We start from the raw sequence: 15,741 nt of genomic DNA, 5'->3' as shown, positions 1-15,741 counted from the left end.
GCATATATGACAACCTCTGTCATCATTATTTGCTACAATGAAATAAATAGTTTTTTTTCGAGAAAGGGCTTGAACAAGCGATGAAAAGCGATAGATTGCTGTCCATCTTGCTGCAGCTGCAAAATTACGGCAAGCTCACAACAGGTCAGCTAGCTGAGAAGCTAGAGGTTACGAAACGTACGATTATTAGAGATATGGATGCACTCAGCGCGGCCGGAGTCCCCGTTTATGCAGAGCGCGGGCCGCAAGGCGGCTGGACGCTTTCTCCGCAGTATCGGACACAATTAACCGGGATGAAGGCGGAAGAGCTCGCCGCGTTGTTTTTCAGCTCCCAGGGCGGTCTGCTGCAAGATTTGGGGATGCATAAACATTATGAGCTGGCATTCGAGAAGCTTCTGGCTGCTTCTCCCGATTCCATTCGTCTAAACGCACAGACAGTTAGGCAAAAAATTCATATCGACGGTGCTGGCTGGCATCAGTCAATTGAAACATTCCCGCTGCTGCCTGCGATTCAGGAGGCGGTCTGGGAAGAAAGAAAACTTCTCATTACGTACAATAAGGATACGGAAACGGTAAGCCGTACGATCGACCCTCTTGGACTTGTTTCCAAACAGAGCATCTGGTATGTCGTTGCTGCCTCTGAGGATATCGTTAAGAGCTACCGCATTTCCCGGCTGTTGACAGCGGATAAGCTGGATGAGCACTTCTCGGCTCCGGACAACTTTGAGCTGGATCGCTTCTGGGAGCAATCTACCATGCGGTTCATAAGAGAGCTCCCCCGTTATCATGCAACAATTGAAATCGCGGAAACGGCGTTTGATGCATTCAAGCAGCGCCGCTATTTGCAAGTGATCAGCCACTCTCCCCCGCATAAAGGCATTATCTCAGCAGAGGTGCAATTTAATACGCTGGAATCGGCGTGTCAAATTATGCTTAGCTTTGGACCGCATGTGACAGCCGTTGCTCCCCATGAGCTGCGTTCGAAGCTCATCGAAACGATTGAAGCAATGCGGGTTGCTTATACTTTGCGTTAGCGCCGCCGCAGGGACATAACAAAGAGGACAACAATGCTCATGCAGGTTGTCCTCTTCTTATTACATATGCAAGCTATTGCTTGAAGGCCATTCCCTGAGCGGACAACGCGGCGCTTAGCTCCGGCATCGCCTTTGGTCCCAAACCATGCAAGCCAAGAAGCTCCTTCTCGCTCCACTTTGCCAATTGCTCCAGCGTCATAATACCGGCTCCGCGTAATGCGCGCCTGGCTGGCTGACTGATTTTTACGAGTTTATCCAGCTCGGTATGCTCGATTTGCTTATCCGCCATTTTAAAACCACCCTTTCATATTGTAGTGGATGAATAACTCCTATCCTGCTCTCAATCGATTAGTTAATTCGTAAATTACAAACTTTATGTAAGTTTCTTGACTTAATTAATCAATTCCCTTATTATTGACTCATATTCCCAATGCTACATCTCATCGCAGCGAATAAGAAAGCATGATGATCGGGAAAATAAGGGTAGACAAATAAGGAGGAAATACGAATGTCGAAATTAAATATCGGGATTATTCTGGGCAGCACACGTCAAGGGCGCGTAAGCCCGCAAGTTGGCGAATGGGTAAAAAGCGTGGCGGATAAACGCGGCGACGCCAACTATGAAATCGTAGATATCGCGGATTTCAAACTTCCGTTTTTCGGTGAAGAAGATGCAACTGCACAAGCTGCCGCTTGGAATGAAAAGCTGAACAGCCTCGACGGCTTCGTATTTATCGTTCAAGAATATAACCATAGTATTACTGGCGTATTGAAAAATGCGCTCGACTTCGCACGCGAAGCATGGAACAACAAAGCAGCGGGTATCGTGAGCTACGGCTCCGTTGGCGGCGCTCGAGCTGCTGAGCATCTGCGCGGCATTCTGGGCGAGCTCTCCGTAGCTGACGTCCGCGTTCATCCTGCCCTATCGCTGTTCACAGATTTCGAGAACGGATCGGTATTCAAGCCGGCTGATCTGCATTTGACGAACGTTAACGGAATGCTTGACCAAGTGCTTGCCTGGAGCGGCGCTTTGAAAGTATTGCGTTAATCAAGGCTTAGCAAATGATTGCGAAGAAACCCTGCGTTGTAATAAACGCGGGGTTTTTCTCTGCGCCAAAGCACGTTAATCATTAAGCCTTTTTACGAATTTGCCTAAATGACACCACTGCCATAATCATAACAGCAGCTGTCAGAGCGATCAAATAAAGGGTGCGGTTCTCTTCAAGCATAACGTATGAATAGGATTTGAACAAAACATTCCCCGTCAGTAATGGCGTAACGAATAAATAATCAAATTGCTTAACCCCAATGATACCTAAAAGAATAGGCAGCACCAGCACTCCTGTTGAAGCGAGCATGACGGCGATCAGGCTTTTTAATTGGACAGAAAGCATCCCTACTGCGAATATGACCAAGATGATACCAGCGAAACGGATAACGCTAATCCATATTATATATTGCAAAATAGACATATCCAGCGTTATATGCGAAAGATGCTGCATGCTGAAGGCAGGTGCTTGCAGCGCCCGGCTTCCGTAGCCGTTAAGCACGCTGGCAATCCTCGTTCCATATATAACTGCGTATACGAAAGCTCCAATCAGCAGAGCTAACGTCATTTTAATAGAAAATAGCTTCCCTCTTCCATGCGGTGTGAGCGAAACGATGCGATTCATCCTCGTTTGAAGATCATACGTAAATATCGGTGAAATCGATGCGATCAGCACAAGGACGAGCAGCAGCGCTAAATACAAATCATGGCTTACAATTTGCTGAGAGCCGTCCGTTAGCAGAAGATACCCAGCGTCATAAAGGAACCAGCCGTTTATCTCATATTGGTTTTTCATATCCCTCAAATAGTCAGCCTGTGCCATCACTTTATCGAATGCATTCTTTTTATCCAACCATTTGATAGCGTTCATTGTGTTTCGAGGCTCGCCGGAGGTCTGAGAGAGCTCCGCTATGGCAGAATCGAATTTCTGTTGCTCCTCTAGCAGAAAAAGTTCCTTATCCGGGGTCAGCTCGCCTTCCAGCTTGAGCATATATTGCTTATAGTATAAGTCATCTTTGCTTTGAATTCGTTCGACTACCGGTTCATAACTATAGAATTGAAAACCGATAAATACGATTACTATAATTAACACTTTATTGGCAATCGCTATTTTATACGCCTCATGCCGGAAGAGACTTACATGTGCGCTTTTTCCGAAAATCCTGCCCCATTTCTCTTGAACGGACATGCTCCAATCCGATCTGGACAGATGCGACTTTTGTCTGCAAAACGTACGAACAGTGATGATACACAAGGCAACAATAGCCGTAACGACCGCAATTGCAAATCCATCCTGATAATTGATAACTTGTCCGAATATATTCAGATTTACATAAGTGCTGAATAACGTGTACGTATTTAAAAAACTGATGAGATTGATATGCTTCAAGAAGGCCATTAAAGAGCTTGGCGGCACAAGATAATAAAAGAATGCGCTAAGGCCGAATATCGCAACAATTGTCATATAGACCGTTACCGATTTTTTGCAAATGACAGCAACAAGCATCATGACAAAAGATACAACAATATAAACGAATAGCTTAGCTAGCAGAAATAGTAGAAAATACTGGCCTACCGATAGTTTCCACGTCGATTCATAGAAGCCCTGCACCGATTGAATCGTTCGGCTTAATTGTCCGAAGCCGTAGGTTTGAAAGGCCATCATAAAATTAGTTGCGTACAGCAATAACTCGATAACAACGCATATAGTCACGAGTACTAGCAGCTTGGCTACAATTAAAGGCGCTCTGCCCTGATAGGTCGTTTTCACTAAGCTAAGGAGCTGTTGTTCCTTTTCCCTTGTCACTATAACAACAACCGCCACCAGAATAAATAAGACAGCAATGAGATCCGTCGGCAGAAACTGGGTTGCCATCGTCACGCCCTTGGAACGCTCAAATGAAAGCTCGACACCCGTTAACCCGGCATAGTCGTTTGCTGCTTTTAGAAGATTTTTCGAAGAGTAGGAGCCTTCCTTGGCGAAAATAGAGATCGAAGACAATACCTTCGCATCCTCTTCTATTTGCTGCAAAAAGGATTCATAGCGATTGATTGTTTTTATTTGTTCGAGTGCATCCTTCGTGATCAGGAGCTCTTCATATAAATGATCGGTATACTTCAAATAGCTGCCGCTTGTATAAGAGGAGATTAAAGCTTCTATTTCAATATGGGGATAGCGCTCGGCCAGTTGCTCTTGAATCACGCTTTCATTTGTATATGCCGAATTGCTTAACATAGATTCCAGATCTATAATTGCAAGCAATTCCGCGCATGCACGCTCCAGCATGGATTCGATCTGCTTGCCGGGTAATCTTTCATAGCTTTCATAGAGTTGATTATAAGCAGTTGGAGTATAAGGAACCGCTTGACGATTATTATATTCGTCCAGATAGAGTATAACGCCATTTAGTACGACCAAACCCGCAGCGAGAAGCAGGAGCGCTCGAGAGTAAAAAATTTTCATCCATTCATATCTGAAAATGTTCACTCCAAATCCTCCGTATCAAATCTATATAAATATAGATCCTCAAGCGTCGGCTTCACTTCGTTATATGTATAAAGCTCCGGCTTCTCGTCCGACACGATTCTTATCGTTATATGGCCGACATCTTTCGCGATATTGCCTATTTTATAATGCTGAGCCACCTCAGGTAATTGATCCGAAGTCGTTTGCAGCTCGAAAACGACGCCTTGCAATGCATTGGATAGCCTGTAAGGCGAACCGCTATCGATTAACTTGCCTTTTTTGAGCAGCAGCACTTCTTTGGCAATATACTCGATATCGGTTACAACATGCGTCGCAACGAGAACGATCTTATTGAAACTAATTTCGGAGATCAAATTTCGAATGCGAATCCGTTCCTTCGGATCAAGGCCTGCGGTCGGCTCGTCCAATATAAGCACTTCCGGATCACCAATGAGCGCCTGGGCAATAAGAATTCTTTGCTTCATTCCGCCAGAGAAATTACCGAGCTTTTTATATCGCTCTGCCTGCAAATTGACTAGAGAGAGCAGATGAGGAATTTGCACATCCGCTTCCTTCTTCTTTAGCCCTTTGAGCGCTGCTATATAATATAGAAACCGTTCCGCTGTGAACGTATCATATATCCCTTGCTGCTGAGGCATGTAGCCTAACACTTTCAAAAACTTTTTTCCAAGCTTGTTTATAGGCTGTCCGTTATAGCGCACCACTCCGCTGCTTGGCAGCAGGTTGTCCGTCAACAAATTCATGAGCGTCGATTTGCCTGCACCATTTGGCCCTAGTAATCCATAGACTCCCTCGGTAAAGGTATACGAAAAGCCGTTCAAGGCGAGATTCGATCCATACGTTTTCGTCAGCTGATCGACTTGTAGTTGCAACACTCAACGCCCCCTCCGACACGCTATAGTTAGGACCTTTTCATCGAAATATACTGATTATTGCCTGCTGCATAATCCTCAATCGTCATATATACTTGTTGATACTGGCCGTCTATCATTTTGCCTACTGCCAGCCAATTGTTGAAGGCTAGAATCGGGAAAGAAGTATCCTGCAGGTCAATTTCGATCACTTTGTTCTTATTAAAATCATAATAATATTTCATTTCATTCGTAAACCCTTGCGAGAAAAACAAGCCCGCTCCCGGCAACAGACCGTTATTCAAAGCATTAATTTTTTCACCTTCAAATAATTCGGTCTGCCCAAAGTCTTCAAAACTAATCCGGAACACCTTCGTTTGTTGTTCATTTATGAAATAGGCATAGGATTCATCGCCCTCCATAGAAATTCCCGGATAATCCTTCCCTTCCAGTATCATCTTGCTTTCACCCGTTGGCAGCTCAATCTCGTAAAACTGTGCTTTCAGCAAATGTACGCTTTCTTCGAATTTCAATTGCCCATTTATGAGCGCCTCTCTTTGTTCATCCGTCATTTCTGCATATACATACCGGTAGCGCAGCTTATTCTCTGCAACCGATATGGAATCGATTGAAGAACCGCCTTCATAATGATGCTTCTCGCCTAATTCACTAACCTTGCCGGTATCTAAATCTACACAAATGATAGTCAAAATTTGATTATCGCTCCCGGCTGCTCCATTCTCATCCACGATGTACTGTACCCCGGAGAAATAGGCTTTTCCATTTTGAATGAGAACATTTCCGGATGCAATTTGCCAAGGGATAGAAGCAATTGTTTCCCTTCCATCTACTTGCGGCTTCATTCGATACAAAGCCGTTTCGTTTACACTGGTCGTAACAAATGTATAAAGGCTATCTTTATAGATGGTCGTTGCAGCAATTTGATAACCATCCGTGTCGTATTTATAGTATGGATTGTCCTTGCAGGCCGATTTGTTCTGACATAACAGTGCTGCCGAATTCCCGCTCTTAAGATCGTAGTACCATACCGTCTCGTCAATGACTTGGACGAAACCTTGATCGCTCATTCCGCCAGCATACATAGACGTAACGGCAGTTGCAGATGTGCTTCGTTCACCGGAACAAGAAGCGAGAAATGCTGTCATGATGACTAGTACAACCATCATCACGCAGCGTAAAACTCCCGTTTGACTATTCCGCATCGAATTCCCCCCGTCATTACCTGATCCAACCCGGCTTCCTAAGTTCTTGATTTGCTCCGAACAAGATTTATTTTATATATTTACTACTATATGGCTGTTAATGAGATATGTATAGATTTGCCCCCTTAAGAATCATGTGTGGTCAAACGAATATTAGGTGTATTTCTACTGTGTGTTAGTAAGAAGGAATATGAATTTCAATATTGGAATGATATGGTTGTTGATCCCAAACCATTCACGTTATACTTAATGTAACTGAATGACATAAGGAGTTTTAAACTTTGAAGCAGCAAAACATACAACAGCGAGACGCAAAGCGGCCTGCAATCGGATCATCTCGGCCTGTCACGAACGCAGGCTCCCAGACCTCGCTCCCTTCCCTGCTCTCCCTGCAGCAGCAAGTTGGGAATCAATTTGTACTTCAGCTTATGGGACCTAAACCAGCCGTCAAAAGAGGCCGCGAGATATACGAACAACTAGAGGATGATAGCGAGGAACAAGAAGAAGAACAGCATATGGAAATAGACGAAGAGGAACGTCTTCAGGAAGAAGTTCAAGCTAAAGATGTAGAAGAGAAGATCGAACAGCCAATCAAGAAGTTAAAAACCTCAGCTGACATATCCACAGGTTCTGAATGGGTGCAACTCGGAACAGATGAACAAGCAGGCAATAAAGACGAGGTGTCTAAAGATGTGTCGGCTCCTGTATGGGAAGTCAAACGTCCCAGCTTTACAACTGTCGCCAAACGAGCCGCCTTCATCTCAACAAGTCGTGACCCTAGTTACGGCGTCACTATCCCTGATTATCGCAAACCGGAACTCACTGAAATTAACGGTGCCATGCCGCACCGCATGTCATACAATGATATCCGGAACAATGCTCTGAAGCTGAAGGAAGGTAAGGATACGGCCTCAGACTTTATTAGATGGACGGACCGTTTCATCACCGCAGGCAAAGAAAAAATCGATCTACGCAAAAAAGAGCAGATTAGCAAAGAGTCCGACGGCCAGCTTAAGCAGCTAATCGCCGATATGGAAAAATCCCAGCAGCAGTTTATTACAGCAAGGGACAAGTTTGCGTCTAGTCCGACCAATAAATCTGAGTTTGAAGCCTTCATCAAGCAGGCCAACAGCTTCCACGCCAACGTGCCTGATGTGGGACCTCACTTCGGTGTCAACAATCCTGTACAAGAAAATGCGCATATGCATGTCGAGACGGTAAGCGAACCTCAGCCGGATACTTCAGCGATGGGTGATGCGAAAGACGATAAATCGCCATCACAGCCTAAACTTACTCGCCGTCTATCTATAATGAGCAGTCAAGTCCGCCGCATGTCAATCGGCCGTATCAGCGCCTTCCCATATACCTCGGAGGGCAAGCTGATTACAACTGACGGCTCGACTGTCAGCTTGGACGATTTGCCCAAAGAGGACCGTGAAGCCATTGAGAAGCATAAGAAGAAGACGGTTAATGGTTACGATCCTGATTTCAAGTTTGGCAAAGCTGATGGTAAAGATACAGGCAATAGCCAAGATGCTTTACTGAGGAAATGATTAGCCCAGCTTTTTGTAATAAAAGATGGTAGCATGCAGCTGGCCGTCCGCCGACCTTGCGTAGCCTGGTATTCGGCCAGCCTGAATGTATTCAAGCGATGAGTAAAGGAGATTGGACGGATCCCCTTCTCTTGTGTCGAGCACGAGCAGCGTCCGGTTCTCTTGCGCTGCCCTCTGTTCAGCGGCTTGCATCAACGCTCGCCCTATTCCTTGGCGCCGATAATCGGGATTCGTCATTAGCTTCGCAATTTCTGCCCGGTGCGATCCGTTAGGCTTTGTGCTGAGCTGAAGCTGAATACTGCCGACGATACGGCCTTGCAGCTTCGCTGTAAATAAAATGACGTCATCCCCGCCAAGTACTCCTCTCCAATAATGCAAGGCAGCTGCGCGATCAAGCGGCGGTAAAAAACCGATCGAGGCGCCATCCTCTACAACCTTGATTAGCAACGAGGATAGTTCTTCCTCATCCTGCACGATCGACGTTATTTCCTCTATCGTCAACGATGTCATCGATTCTCTCCTCCCCCTGCTCCGTCAAACCTTCAAACTGGATAATGAAACTTTGTAGACTGCTCGCTCCATTCCCAGAAGCGTTTCGCTTCACTTGGATCAGCCGCAAGCTTGGATATGGGAGCTGGTGCCTTGCGATAATAGTATTGCCCGCTAGTCTTCTTAACTTCCGTACTATCGGAAGCAGCCAGATAAACAGCCGTAGCGGAGCCTTCCGCCGCTGACAGGAAAAATGGCTTCAGCAGCTTATGCAGCATCGTACCAAAGCCCGTATTCCGGTTTACGCCGATTTGAGTAGCTACCGCACCAGGGTGCAGGGCGTTGACGGTAACCGTCGAACCCGCTTTTTTGAGCCGCTCGGCCAATTCTCTGGCAAACCAGATATTCGCCACCTTGGAGCGCCCGTAAGCCGCCCAGATCGTAAAGCTCTTCTCCATGTTCGGATCATCGTAACGCATACGTCCGATTTTATGAGCGCCGGAGGATACGACGACGATTCTGCCTTCACCGCTTCGTTCTAATAAAGGCAGCAGCAAGCCCGTCAGCAGAAAATGACCCAGATGATTGACGCCAAGCTGTCGTTCGAAGCCGTCTTCCGTCACTTCACGCTTCGTCGTCACAACGCCCGCATTGTTGACCAGAACATCAATTTTGTCGCAGCGCTCTGACAGGCTGGCAGAAGCTTCCCGTATGCTTGCCATCGAAGCCAAATCACAAAGCACTAGCTCGGCATCCGTCCGGCCGCTCTTCTCGTTCACTTCCCGAACTGCAGCAAGCCCTCTTTCTTCGCTTCTCGCGAGCAGATATACCTTCATTCCGTGCTCGGCAGCAAGCAATATTGCCGTTTGTTTGCCCATCCCTGCACTCGCCCCTGTAACGACGGCTATACGCTGTGACTCGTTCAACTGGTCATTGGTCATTTTCGTTGCACCTCTTTCTGCTTCTATTTCCTACTATTATACAAGAACGGCAATCCATATGAAAATAATAGAAACCGCAGTAGAACGGCTTCTATTATTCTATTGTAACGTTATGAATGCTAGCACTACTCGCTGGCCGCAATAAAAGCAAAGGTAGACAGCGGCTTGATGCCGTGAGTCCTCTTCGCTTCAGTAAGCATTGCGATCTGTGAAGCAATAAGTGCCGTTAATTTTGCCGGAATATCGATTGCCGCCTTCATCTCTTCCTCATAGCATTGAAGGGTATAATCGACCTCCCAGCCGCCATCCTGAAGATCCGGGGAATAGATCGTCCCCTCGCTATTCACTGACCAGCCTGCTGCTTCAGCAATTTCCAGTAAATCTCCAGGTGCAAACAGCGTCCGGATGTTGGACTGGCTCACACGCTTATATGCCTCATATTGCGCCTGTATCAGTGCGGCCAATAGATGAGAATACTGCTCGATGCTCGCTATGCGGGCATCCCATTCAGCGAAGCAGAGCCGTTTGCCCCATTTCCGGACCTTCGTCAACACCTGCAGCAATTGCTCCCGGGAAGCGAAGTACCATGAGCAATGAGACATGACAATCGTATCGAAGGATTGATTCGGAAACTCCATACCTAATACATCGATTTCAAAATCCAGTTGAATCCAGCTGCCGATAGCCGATGCCCTCAATCCGGCGGCTGCTTCTCCTAACGTCATCGGCGCTCCATAATCCGGCGAAGCGATATCTATGCCGTGTACAAAGCCGTCTTCCCCTACCAGTTGGGCAAGCACAACTGTCGTATCGCCTTGACCGCATCCGATTTCCAATACCCGTTCGCCTTTCTGTATCTGCCAGAACTGTGCGAGCTTGCAGCGATGCTCCGTTTGTACGCGCTGAATGCCGTCGCTGCTATCTCCATATACAGCCATGCAAGCTGTAAGTAGATCTTGTTGGGCTTGATTCAAAATAATCCCTCCTGTGCTGCATGTATTAAAGCTCTATTCCTAATAAAGCTTAATTCCACTCTTCCATCTGCCATACGGCTGAAGCCCAGCTCTCGTAAAACTCAGGCTCATGGGAAACCATCAGTACTGTGCCTTCATAAGCGGCAAGGGCGCCGGCCAATGCTTGCTTGGCGATAACATCCAAATGATTGGTTGGCTCGTCAAGCACAAGAAAATTACTTCGGCCCAGCATTAAATGACATAGCCGGACTTTTGCTTGTTCACCCCCGCTTAAGGAGCGAAGCGGACGCCGGATATGCTCCTCCTTCAACCCGGCCAAGGCTAAGTAGGAGCGAATATCCTTCTGTGTCAAGTCCGGCCTTGCCGCACATAATTGATCAAGCGGCGTTTCCTCTGAAGGCTGATCCTCCTGCGCATAGTACCCCGGCAGCACCCGCTCCCCAATGCTTAACACTCCTTGCAAAGGCGGGAGCTGCCCCATCAGCGTCCGCAGTAGCGTCGACTTACCGATGCCATTGCTTCCTACGATGGCGATTTTATCACCTCGGTGAATAACGAAATCCGCCGGCGAAAACAACGGCTGCGAGTAACCGAACTGCACACCCCTAGCTTCAACTATACGCGGCACTGGCTCCGAATGAAGCCGGAATTTGAATCTCGGCTTGGGGCCGGAAGTTGGCCTGTCGATCCGCTCTAACCGCTCCAGCATTTTTTCCCGGCTTTTCGCTTGCTTCGCTTTGCGAATCCGGTTTTTCTGAATAAAGGCTTCCAGCCGCTCGACTTCCTTGCTTTGCCGCTCATAGGCAACTAACTGTTGCTGCTTGCTCTGATCGGATAATCGCAGAAAGGAGCGGTAATCACCTGCGTAGCGTTTTAACTGGCCATGCTCCAGATGAAAGATCGTGCTCGTAACCTCTTGAAGAAAACACTCGTCGTGGGATACGACGATATAGGCATTCTCGTAGCGCTTCAAATACCCGATCAGCCAGTCGATATGAATCTCATCCAAAAAGTTCGTTGGCTCGTCAAGCAGCAGTACGTCAGGCTCCTCTAACAGCAGCCTGCCTAACAGCAGCTTCGTTCGCTGCCCGCCGCTCAATCGGTCAACGTGCCGGTGCAGGCCGATCTCGCGCAAGCCTAAGCCTGCCGCAACCTCCTCCACTTTCGCATCCAGCTCGTAAAAGCCAGACCGTTCAAGCTGCTGCTGGAGCTCGCCGTATTTCGCAAGCAAACGGTCCGAATGATCCGAAGCCGTTGCTAACTGTTCAGCAATATGCTGCATTTCCCTCTCAACTGCGTACAGTCCGGAGAATGCCCCTTGCAGGAGCTGCAGCATGGTTGCTCCAGGCTCTAATACCGCATGCTGCTGCAAATATCCGACGGCAATAGCCGGGAGCCAATTAACATTGCCCCTATCGGCAATCAGTTGTCCCGCTAATAGCCGCAGCAACGTTGATTTTCCGCTACCATTGCTCCCTACTAGTCCGGCATGCTCCCCGCGGTTCAACCGGAAGCTTACCCCATTAAAAATCATTTTATCTGTGTACATATGCGAAATTTGATCTACAATTAATAAACTCATCTGGTATCTCTCCTTTGACTTCTTATGAAGCCAACCGAGAGCACAGTGACTGATTCCGAAACGTTATTCTATTCTTTGTGCACAAAAAAAAGAGTAAGGCGAACACACTCGCCTTACCCTTTGGGAAAAGGTAAGAAAGGAATGATGTTCTTTATCACTGTCTTTCGGTTGGCATAACCTTGTAAATGGGCAGACTTATCCCGTTTACGCCAATTCCCGAACAAGAACAGTTGATAAAAAGAACATACACCTAGCCACCTTTTATAAGTAAATTTGTGATACTCTTCCTAGTATACATACCGCCGGATCGATGTCAATTTCTATCGAAGAAATCAGGCGATTCCCTCGTTCCGAGTCCACTTCATGCTATACGCATTCGGATAAGTCAATTCGAAGCCATAAGCTTTATATAGCGGTATCTGGGTTAACTCCGTAATGACAACAACAAAAGCGTCGACGCCGGCATTTTCATTCAAATACTGAATCAGTTCGTCCATCACCAGCTTATCAATGCCCTGGTTCGCATAGGTCGGGTCCACAAGCAGATCGGCAACTTGAAAGTAACAAGCACCATCCCCCACAACACGGCCCATACCGGCCAGCTGATCGGCTTGCTCGTCCCATACCCCTACCGTGAAGTCCGAGCGACTAAGGGCTCTCCGGGCAACGGACTCATCTACAGCCGCTTGGCCTGCCTTTTTCTCAGTTCGATGTAGCTTTGTTCATTTGGCGCCTCATAATGGATCCTCATCATAATTTCCCGTCCCTTCAGCAGCTTTTTCTTCTACTTTACTACATAGATGCAAGTGCTAAGGTTTATCGAACATGGGGCTCTAATAAAAAGAGAAATGGATCATTAACATCATCATGCTGCTTTAAGGTTCTACAATAGTATTTGCCACCCTTCTACCGATCTGTTATAGTAGCGTCGAATCGGTACAAGGAGAGTTGCCAATGGCCTATTTCAAGCCTATCGAAATTGCTACAGAGCTCGGCATTAGTACAAGTGCTTTGCGTCATTATGAATCATGGGGCGTCGTGCCCGCTCCAGAACGAGGAAATAACGGCTATCGCTTATATACGGAAGTACATTTCGCCTATTTCCGCTGTCTGCGAGCGATGTTCCCCGGCTACGGAGTTGCGTTGACCTGTGAGGTGCTTCGTAAAATCCAAAACGAAGAGCCGGATACCGCCTTCTGGCTCGTGAACCGCGAGCAAGCCGTTCTGCAGCAGGAGAAAATCGCCGCAGATCAGACGCTAGAGCTGCTGCAAAACCTTGAAATTCCGGCCATGTCCAGCAAAAAGCTTAAATCACACATGTCCATTGGTGAAGCCGCGGATTTTACGGGCGTGACAACATCCGCCATCCGTCACTGGGAGAAAGAAGGGCTGCTGATACCCGATCGCGACCAGGACAATGGCTACCGGCAGTTCACTCCCCTCCATATACGAAAAATACTGCTCATCAGCACGTTGCGAAAAACGGTTTACTTCCTGCAAAACATGAAGGACATCGTCGATGCCCTTGATAATCATAACCTGGAGCAAGCCCGCAAAGTGACGGAGAACGCCATTCAAAGCATTCATGAGCGCATCCGCCATCAATTTCGCGGCGTTCATCGCCTTGTTGAGCTATGCCAGCTGCTGAAGCTTCTCTAATTCTTCCTTACATGACTTGATAATTAAACTTTTCGGCAAAAACTCGTTTAAGCGGTTCTGTAAAATCTCCCTTGCCAATTACGCCAACGGCGTTGTAATTCGCTTCCCTAAGCTTTCGGAGTTTTTGCACCGCATTGGACATATAGAGATTCCTTCCTGCACAAATCCCTTCGGCAGTTCCAGGCTTGCTGCCAATCAGCAATTTTTCAATGCTGCAATAGATCTGCTTGGATACGGATTTATAGGCTATAAAGGTCATAGGCACAATTGCCTCACCGGGTTCAGGTGGTACGGCTTCCTTATCCTTTATCGTCTGAAACAATAATTCAAGCTCGATATCATAGGCGCTGCCGCCATTAGCGGAGGCAAGCAATCTTTTCATGAGTGAACAATAGCGGTGCTCCTCCACAGCGGAGGCCACCGAATCCATCAGCCATTTGGCCTGCAAAATCCGATACTCGGCGTTGAACACATTAAAGTCGACGATGCTCTTCTCCGCATAGGTCTGATCACCCTCGATACGATAGAGCATCGATTCCATTTGAGACGCTGTCATGTGCCCCCCCTTTCGTTGCCTTGCTGCACAACCTTTGTTTATACTATAAGTATAAATACAACAACTGCAACAAACTATCAATAAAACACCTTTTTCAATAACAATATTGCGCAAGTTGGTGAATTCATGCGAAAGTCTATCATGATTAATGATCAAGGGTTTGAAGAACGGCTTCACGGCGATTACCGTTTTCCCTTCGAGGTGTCGAAAGATTCACTTTCCGAATACGAGCAAGGTTTCTTTGAATGCCACTGGCATCCCGAGGTGGAATTTACTGTTGTTCTTAAGGGGGCTATGCTTTATCAGGTTAACGACACGGTTTATGAATTGAGCGAAGGCAGCGGGCTTTTCGCCAATGCGAACAGTCTGCATTCGGCTAGAGCCTATGATAACGGACGGGACTGCACCTATATTGCAGTCATTTTCAATCCCGTGCTCGTATTTGGCCATGAGCGCAGCGCTATAGAGGAGAAGTATGTGAAAACCATTACGGAGGCGCCGCACCTTGCTTCTATGCTGCTCACTCCGGAAAGCGCGTGGCAAAAGCAAGCGATCCGGCTTTTAATGGAGATTCATCAACAAAACGAACAGCGCGGGGTTTGCTATGAACTGCTGATTAAAAGCAAATTATGCGAACTGTGGGCGCTTCTTTTCCAAGGCTTTCAAGATTCTTCCCCTCGTATTCAGCCGGGAGCTACCCGTTCTGTGCTTCGCGTGAAACAAGCGCTTCAATTCATTCACAGCCATTACGAAAACAAGCTGACCCTAGAGGAGATCGCGGCGGCCTGCAACTTGAGTAAAAGCGAATGCAGCCGTTTTTTCAAAAAGATGATCCGGCAATCTCCGTTTGAATATTTGCTTCATTATCGCATTCAAAAAAGCCTCCCGCTGCTGCTCGACCCAGATGCAAACATTACCGAGGTTTCCGAGCAAGTCGGATTTGCCAGCGTCAGCTACTACGCCGAAATTTTCAGAAGGTATATGAAATGCTCGCCAACTGAATACCGCAAACAGCATAAAAAATAGCCCTCCATCGGAGGGCTGTCCGATTTCATCGTACAGCGATCGCCACCCAAATGCGAAAACATCCACATATGCTAGCTACCCGCGCAAAATTGGAAACAAAATGCAAAAGTGCATTTTGTTTAGTCCCAAATGGTCTAAAATAGCGATCAAAATGCAAAAGTGCAGTTGAAATCGCTCGATTTCACTCCAAAGAGTCTTTTTAGCCTGCTCAAACTGCACTTTCTCCAAGGCCCCCTAAACAAACTAGAGTCTCCCTATCCAAATGAATTAAAATAAAGAAAAGGGAGATGATTCGGTATGGGTGGCAAAAGACTGAA

At 47.0% G+C, this 15,741-nt stretch carries 14 protein-coding genes and 1 pseudogene; 5 read left to right on the top strand and 10 right to left on the bottom strand.

The genetic code is table 11. From position 1 onward, the window contains the following. The first annotated feature begins 80 nt into the window (after positions 1–80). Positions 81–1,034: a helix-turn-helix transcriptional regulator gene (locus IEX98_RS11635; protein WP_188889381.1), complete on the top strand. Its 954-nt coding sequence runs from the start codon at positions 81–83 to the stop codon at positions 1,032–1,034. 73 nt (positions 1,035–1,107) lie between these two features. On the opposite strand, the gene IEX98_RS11630 is transcribed toward IEX98_RS11635, so the two are convergent. After that, the gene (locus IEX98_RS11630) at positions 1,108–1,323 is read right to left on the bottom strand and encodes a DNA-directed RNA polymerase subunit alpha C-terminal domain-containing protein (RefSeq protein WP_229692111.1); all 216 of its coding nucleotides are present in this window, start codon (positions 1,321–1,323) and stop codon (positions 1,108–1,110) included. 219 nt (positions 1,324–1,542) lie between these two features. Here IEX98_RS11630 and IEX98_RS11625 point away from each other — a divergent pair, with 219 nt between their 5' ends. Continuing rightward, the gene (locus tag IEX98_RS11625) at positions 1,543–2,082 is read left to right on the top strand and encodes an NADPH-dependent FMN reductase (protein ID WP_188889380.1); all 540 of its coding nucleotides are present in this window, start codon (positions 1,543–1,545) and stop codon (positions 2,080–2,082) included. Positions 2,083–2,164: 82 nt separating this feature from the next. Here the strand turns inward: IEX98_RS11625 and IEX98_RS11620 are convergent, their stop codons facing one another. Genes IEX98_RS11620 through IEX98_RS11610 form a run of 3 tightly spaced genes read right to left on the bottom strand, consistent with a single transcriptional unit; the run spans position 2,165 to position 6,644 of the window. Further along, the gene (locus IEX98_RS11620; RefSeq protein ID WP_188889379.1) at positions 2,165–4,570 is read right to left on the bottom strand and encodes an ABC transporter permease; all 2,406 of its coding nucleotides are present in this window, start codon (positions 4,568–4,570) and stop codon (positions 2,165–2,167) included. Next, on the bottom strand, positions 4,567–5,445 hold the full coding sequence (locus tag IEX98_RS11615) for an ABC transporter ATP-binding protein (RefSeq protein ID WP_229692110.1): 879 nt from the start codon (positions 5,443–5,445) through the stop codon (positions 4,567–4,569). Before IEX98_RS11615 ends, IEX98_RS11620 begins: the two co-directional genes overlap by 4 nt. Before the next feature lie 26 nt (positions 5,446–5,471). Next, positions 5,472–6,644: a hypothetical protein gene (locus IEX98_RS11610; RefSeq protein ID WP_188889378.1), complete on the bottom strand. Its 1,173-nt coding sequence runs from the start codon at positions 6,642–6,644 to the stop codon at positions 5,472–5,474. A gap of 281 nt (positions 6,645–6,925) precedes the next feature. Here IEX98_RS11610 and IEX98_RS11605 point away from each other — a divergent pair, with 281 nt between their 5' ends. Beyond that, positions 6,926–8,197, top strand: coding sequence for a hypothetical protein (locus IEX98_RS11605; RefSeq protein ID WP_188889377.1), 1,272 nt, complete (start codon positions 6,926–6,928; stop codon positions 8,195–8,197). On the opposite strand, the gene IEX98_RS11600 is transcribed toward IEX98_RS11605, so the two are convergent. From IEX98_RS11600 to IEX98_RS11580, 5 genes and pseudogenes are all read right to left on the bottom strand, one after another. Next, positions 8,198–8,707: a GNAT family N-acetyltransferase gene (locus tag IEX98_RS11600; RefSeq protein ID WP_188889376.1), complete on the bottom strand. Its 510-nt coding sequence runs from the start codon at positions 8,705–8,707 to the stop codon at positions 8,198–8,200. Between the two features lie 32 nt (positions 8,708–8,739). Continuing rightward, positions 8,740–9,627: an SDR family oxidoreductase gene (locus IEX98_RS11595; protein ID WP_188889375.1), complete on the bottom strand. Its 888-nt coding sequence runs from the start codon at positions 9,625–9,627 to the stop codon at positions 8,740–8,742. Positions 9,628–9,752: 125 nt separating this feature from the next. Next, positions 9,753–10,601, bottom strand: coding sequence for a class I SAM-dependent methyltransferase (locus IEX98_RS11590; protein ID WP_229692109.1), 849 nt, complete (start codon positions 10,599–10,601; stop codon positions 9,753–9,755). A gap of 49 nt (positions 10,602–10,650) precedes the next feature. Then, complete coding sequence (locus IEX98_RS11585) at positions 10,651–12,183, bottom strand: ABC-F family ATP-binding cassette domain-containing protein (RefSeq protein ID WP_188889374.1); 1,533 nt, start codon at positions 12,181–12,183, stop codon at positions 10,651–10,653. A 332-nt stretch (positions 12,184–12,515) separates the two neighbouring features. Then, positions 12,516–12,848 (bottom strand): annotated as a pseudogene (locus tag IEX98_RS11580) (GNAT family N-acetyltransferase); the annotation flags it as partial. A 289-nt stretch (positions 12,849–13,137) separates the two neighbouring features. Here IEX98_RS11580 and IEX98_RS11575 point away from each other — a divergent pair. Next, on the top strand, positions 13,138–13,842 hold the full coding sequence (locus IEX98_RS11575) for a TioE family transcriptional regulator (protein ID WP_188889373.1): 705 nt from the start codon (positions 13,138–13,140) through the stop codon (positions 13,840–13,842). Positions 13,843–13,849: 7 nt separating this feature from the next. Here the strand turns inward: IEX98_RS11575 and IEX98_RS11570 are convergent, their stop codons facing one another. Beyond that, positions 13,850–14,398 (bottom strand): hypothetical protein, encoded by a 549-nt coding sequence (locus IEX98_RS11570; protein WP_188889372.1) that lies wholly within the window; start codon positions 14,396–14,398, stop codon positions 13,850–13,852. A 141-nt stretch (positions 14,399–14,539) separates the two neighbouring features. Here IEX98_RS11570 and IEX98_RS11565 point away from each other — a divergent pair, with 141 nt between their 5' ends. Then, on the top strand, positions 14,540–15,424 hold the full coding sequence (locus IEX98_RS11565; protein WP_194458313.1) for an AraC family transcriptional regulator: 885 nt from the start codon (positions 14,540–14,542) through the stop codon (positions 15,422–15,424). Positions 15,425–15,741: the final 317 nt, after the last annotated feature.

This window comes from Paenibacillus radicis (ex Gao et al. 2016), assembly GCF_014641555.1.
In the GTDB taxonomy this organism is placed as follows: domain Bacteria; phylum Bacillota; class Bacilli; order Paenibacillales; family Paenibacillaceae; genus Pristimantibacillus; species Pristimantibacillus radicis.
Note: the sequence above shows the minus strand (reverse complement) of the source record. Positions and strands in the feature narration are given on the sequence as shown.

What these genes read in the sequence shown, in the direction of transcription:
- IEX98_RS11585 (WP_188889374.1), bottom strand. Translation starts at nt 12,183, where the DNA reads ATGAGTTTATTAATTGTAGATCAAATTTCGCATATGTACACAGATAAA.
- IEX98_RS11635 (WP_188889381.1), top strand. Translation starts at nt 81, where the DNA reads ATGAAAAGCGATAGATTGCTGTCCATCTTGCTGCAGCTGCAAAATTAC.
- IEX98_RS11570 (WP_188889372.1), bottom strand. Translation starts at nt 14,398, where the DNA reads ATGACAGCGTCTCAAATGGAATCGATGCTCTATCGTATCGAGGGTGAT.
- IEX98_RS11625 (WP_188889380.1), top strand. Translation starts at nt 1,543, where the DNA reads ATGTCGAAATTAAATATCGGGATTATTCTGGGCAGCACACGTCAAGGG.
- IEX98_RS11610 (WP_188889378.1), bottom strand. Translation starts at nt 6,644, where the DNA reads ATGCGGAATAGTCAAACGGGAGTTTTACGCTGCGTGATGATGGTTGTA.
- IEX98_RS11565 (WP_194458313.1), top strand. Translation starts at nt 14,540, where the DNA reads ATGATTAATGATCAAGGGTTTGAAGAACGGCTTCACGGCGATTACCGT.
- IEX98_RS11595 (WP_188889375.1), bottom strand. Translation starts at nt 9,627, where the DNA reads ATGACCAATGACCAGTTGAACGAGTCACAGCGTATAGCCGTCGTTACA.
- IEX98_RS11600 (WP_188889376.1), bottom strand. Translation starts at nt 8,707, where the DNA reads ATGACATCGTTGACGATAGAGGAAATAACGTCGATCGTGCAGGATGAG.
- IEX98_RS11630 (WP_229692111.1), bottom strand. Translation starts at nt 1,323, where the DNA reads ATGGCGGATAAGCAAATCGAGCATACCGAGCTGGATAAACTCGTAAAA.
- IEX98_RS11575 (WP_188889373.1), top strand. Translation starts at nt 13,138, where the DNA reads ATGGCCTATTTCAAGCCTATCGAAATTGCTACAGAGCTCGGCATTAGT.